General features: G+C 42.2%; 3 protein-coding genes. 2 read left to right on the top strand and 1 reads right to left on the bottom strand.

The window, feature by feature from the left end:
* On the top strand, positions 1–351 hold a 351-nt coding region (locus tag PX636_RS07080), incomplete at its 5' end, for a Uma2 family endonuclease (protein WP_288116588.1).
* A 243-nt stretch (positions 352–594) separates the two neighbouring features.
* Positions 595–2,646 (top strand): FAD-dependent oxidoreductase, encoded by a 2,052-nt coding sequence (locus PX636_RS07075; RefSeq protein ID WP_002797053.1) that lies wholly within the window; start codon positions 595–597, stop codon positions 2,644–2,646.
* A 92-nt stretch (positions 2,647–2,738) separates the two neighbouring features.
* On the opposite strand, the gene PX636_RS07070 is transcribed toward PX636_RS07075, so the two are convergent.
* A partial coding sequence (locus PX636_RS07070) for an AMP-binding protein (protein WP_288116587.1) occupies positions 2,739–4,424 on the bottom strand: 1,686 nt, incomplete at its 5' end.

Raw genomic sequence — 4,424 nt, 5'->3', positions numbered from 1 at the left:
TTTAGTTCTTCGACAATTTTTCGTTTACCAAATGGAGGATATCGTTCTCCTGATGTTGCTTGGATAAAACGGGAGAGATGGGAAGCTTTGAGCGCAGAAGAGCGAGAAAAGTTCCCACCTTTGTGTCCTGATTTTGTGATTGAATTACGTTCTCGTACCGATGCCTTAACCTCTTTACGCGAAAAGATGCGCGAATATTTAGCCAGTGGTTTACGTTTGGGTTGGTTGATTAATCCTCAACAGCAGCAGGTGGAAATCTACCGACTAAATAGCGATGGGGAAATTATTAATTTACCTGCTATTTTATCCGGGGAAGATGTCTTACCCGGGTTTGTTTTGAATTTAACTTAGCAAGGATGACAGGGAATAACAAAGGGAATGAGACAGAATCAGGATATCTCTATTGTGTCAAAACATTTCCGGAAAAGCGATCGATTGTCAGCTTGACGGTGTATAATCTCTCAAAAGCCAGCATCAAGCTACAAAGTTCTCAATATCCCCCAAAAAAACCATCAGGATTTCAGGAACAGATGCTCTGGCTTCTTCTTCAAGGAAAGAAGAAACTATCAGCCATAACATTGATATTTGTCAATAATGTCCCCTAAAATTTTCAATCATCACTTTACTCCTCTTAAATCCCTCTCTCTGGGATTATTTCTCCTACAAGCTTTCACTCCCCTTACCCTAGCTGCCCCCCCGCGAGAACTGGATAAAACCGTCGGCTGTGATATTCTGGTGGTGGGTGGTGGTTTAGCCGGTGCCGGTGCGGCCTACGAAGCTTTATTATTAGGAAAAACCGTCTGTTTAACCGAGATTACCGACTGGGTGGGGGGACAGATATCTTCTCAGGGAACCTCCGCATTAGATGAAAGACGGACACAAAGAGAAAAATTATTTTTCCCGAAAGGTTATCTAGAATTTAGGGAAAGAATTAGAAAGCATTACGGGAAACGCAACCCCGGAGAATGTTGGGTAAGCGGGTCTTGTTTTTTGCCTTTTGATGGACATAAATTATTATTTCAACAGTTAGAAGACGCTGCCAAAAAAGGCAAAGGAACCCTGAAATGGTTTCCCTCCACGGTAGTCAAAGAATTAAATATTGAAACTTTACCCAATCGCGGCACTGGTCAACAGATTACCAGTGTAATTGCTATTCAACATAGTCCCGCAAAAGGTACTCCTCCCCTAAATACCGAGTTTTTATCGCAAAAAATGGAGGATATCTATCGCTACGAAAATTCTCCCCGTTTTGATAAGAAAATCCTCCGTTTTGTCCCCAAATCCTCCCAACCGAATCAATTAGCAGATTGGTATGTGATTGAAGCGACCGAAACCGGGGAAATAATCGGATTATCAGATATTCCCTACCGTTTAGGTGTCGATAAGCGCAGTTATCTCGAACCTTCTTCCTCTAGCGTCACTGGAGACCCCTACTGTACCCAAGGCTTTACCTATACCTTCGCCATGGAGGAAACAGAAAAACCACAAACCCACGAGAAACCCGTTTATTATGAACGCTATGCCCCCTATTTTAGCTATGAATTGCCGCGATTAGCCGATTTTGACCTAGTTTTCACCTATCGTCGTATTTGGAGTCCGCAACTGGGTAAAGAGAAAACCTTTGGGGGAATTACTTTTACCGAACCCGTCCCGGGGGATATTTCCATGCAGAATTGGACCTGGGGAAATGATTACCGTCCGGGTACTGCTAAGGATAACTTTATCTACACCCGTGAACAGTTGCAACAGCTAGGACAGTTATCTCCGGGGGGATGGATGGGAGGATTACGCACCGAAACCCTCGCGAGGGGCGAAGAACACGCCATTTCCTACTATTATTGGTTAGTAGAAGGAACCACCGATTCCCAGTTAGGGGACGGGGTAAAAGTTCCCCATTTGAATAACCGTTATCTCTCCGGTTTTGATTCTCCCATGGGTACTGCCCACGGTTTGTCAAAATATCCCTATATTCGGGAAGCAAGACGGATTATCGGTCGTCCTTCCCTGACTTTCCCCGCTGGTTTTACCGTCACAGAAATCGATATTTCCCGACAAAATTTTCAAAGCGATTTCTATCGTCAAAATCTTTCTCCGGCAGAATATCGGCGCTTAATTGCCACCTTGGCAGGATTAGAGGGATTTTCCGTACTTGATGGCACATTATCCCCCGATCAGGCCGTTAAACGCAAGCGCTCTACCATTTACCCCGATTCCGTCGGTATCGGTCACTATGCGATTGATTTTCATCCCTGCATGACGGAACATCCCCCCGAAAAACCGGGTAATACAGAAAAAGCAGGAGAAAGACAGGGACAGGGCCAAGCTTATCCTTTTGAGATACCTTTAAGGGCTATAATTCCCCAAAAAATCGATAATTTACTGATAGCGGGTAAAAGTATCGCTCTCAGTCATATTGCCGCGGCCGCCTATCGTGTCCATTCCTTCGAGTGGTCCTCTGGGGTAGCTGCCGGCATCACGGCAGTGTATGCTTTAGATAATAATGTACTGCCCTATCAATTAGTAGAAAGTGATTTTCTCATCGGGAATAAACAATTGCGAGAATTACGGCAAAAAATCGACGCAAGTGGTAATCCAACTGTGTTCCCCGATGCCTCAATTTTCCGGTCGATGGATGATTGGTATTAATTAGGGTTTGCTGAAAAAACTTTTTCAGCAGACCCTAGGTACTGCTCATCCATGTCTCTCAGATTGCCCGATTTCGTCCCCCCCCTCAACGGTTACGACTGTTTTGGGTTGAGAATACTATTAATAATCAGAGCGTTTTTGGGAAGATAAGGAGGATCAATCATTTCACGATGAATACCAGTGGCATAATGATTGATTCTTTCCCCTTTTGTTGCTTGTGTCCAATCATCTTGAGCTTCATAGTTTCCCTCAGCACGAATCAAATGAATAGTCCCTTGAATTTGTACATTTTTTAAGTCAGAATTCCAAAGAAAATTAAAGTATTCCCACACTTGATTATAAGTGCGATTGCGGAGTTTTTGATTCTCTAAAAAGTAACCTCTTAATTCCTGACGTTTGGGATTTAATAAGAAAGCATCAACCCCTTCTTGAATCTCTGACATATCAGCTTTTTTAGCCTCACGTCCTCCTCTGTAAGTATCCAGTAAAATGACATCAGAAACAACTCTCCCTCGACTTTCTAATTGTTGCGCCATTAACATCGCTAAAAATCCGCCGGCGGAATGTCCCATTAATTTTATATCTTGATTCTGAGCCAAATCCTCAATTAATTCAGCGTATTTTTCTAACATTAATTCATCGCTAATATACCGGAAAGTATAAATAGCATAATTCGTTAGATACTCTGCTAAATTGGCATAAGCAGCAGCGAAACCAAGGGCGGGGGGAAATAAAAAGACGGCCTTTTCTTGCTCCTTATTAAACACCACATAAGGGCGTTCTTTCGGTTGAATATTCATCTCTTGAGCATAGATAATATAATCGCTTAATTCGGCTACTGTTGGCTTTTCATAAATCATTGATAAAGGAATTTCTATGGCCATTTTTTCATAAATTAAAGCCATAAGATTCATAGCTTGTAAGGAATGACCCCCCAACTCAAAGAAGTTATCATTAACCCCTATCTTGCCAGCTTGTAGAAGTTGTTGCCAAAGGCTTACTAAGATAGTTTCCGTTGAATTGCGGGGGGCTAAATAGGGTGATTCAACTAGAGAAGTCTCATCCGGTATAGGCAATTTATGAACGTCTATTTTCCCATTAGGATTTAAGGGAAAATCCGACAACATGACAAAGGCAGAAGGGATCATGTAAACGGGTAATTTCTGCTGTAAGAAACGACGCAAATCCTGGGAAGTTAATAAAGTATCTTTTCTGATTACATAAGCAACTAACCGTTGATTATATAAGGTATCTTCCCGCATAATCACAACAGTTTGTTCAACGTTGGGATGAGTTTCTAAAACTGTCTGAATTTCTCCTAATTCAATGCGTAAACCTCTCAGCTTGACTTGATTATCAATCCGTCCTAAATATTCAATGTTTCCATCAGGAAGATAGCGAGCTAAATCCCCGGTTTTATATAATTTCCCCTGAGCAAAAGGATGAGGAATAAATTTTTCAGCCGTTAATTCAGGTTGGTTGAGGTATCCACGCGCTAAACCCATTCCACCAATATGTAATTCTCCAGCAACACCAATAGGAACCGGTTGGAGATAACTGTCGAGGATATAAACTTGGGCATTAGCAATGGGACGTCCAATAGGAATTAACTGGGAATTTGGCTGACAGCACCAGACAGTAGCATCAACGGCGGCTTCTGTTGGTCCATAAGCGTTATATAATTCACAGTTTAACTGCTGAAAAAATCGTTGATTGAGTTCATAAGATAAGGCTTCTCCCCCGGCAATTACTCGTTTTAAACAGTGGCAATCTTTGCT

Origin of the sequence: Microcystis sp. M53598_WE2 (assembly GCF_030067735.1) — a bacterium.
GTDB lineage: Bacteria > Cyanobacteriota > Cyanobacteriia > Cyanobacteriales > Microcystaceae > Microcystis > Microcystis aeruginosa.
This window is presented reverse-complemented; position numbering and strand designations above follow the sequence as displayed.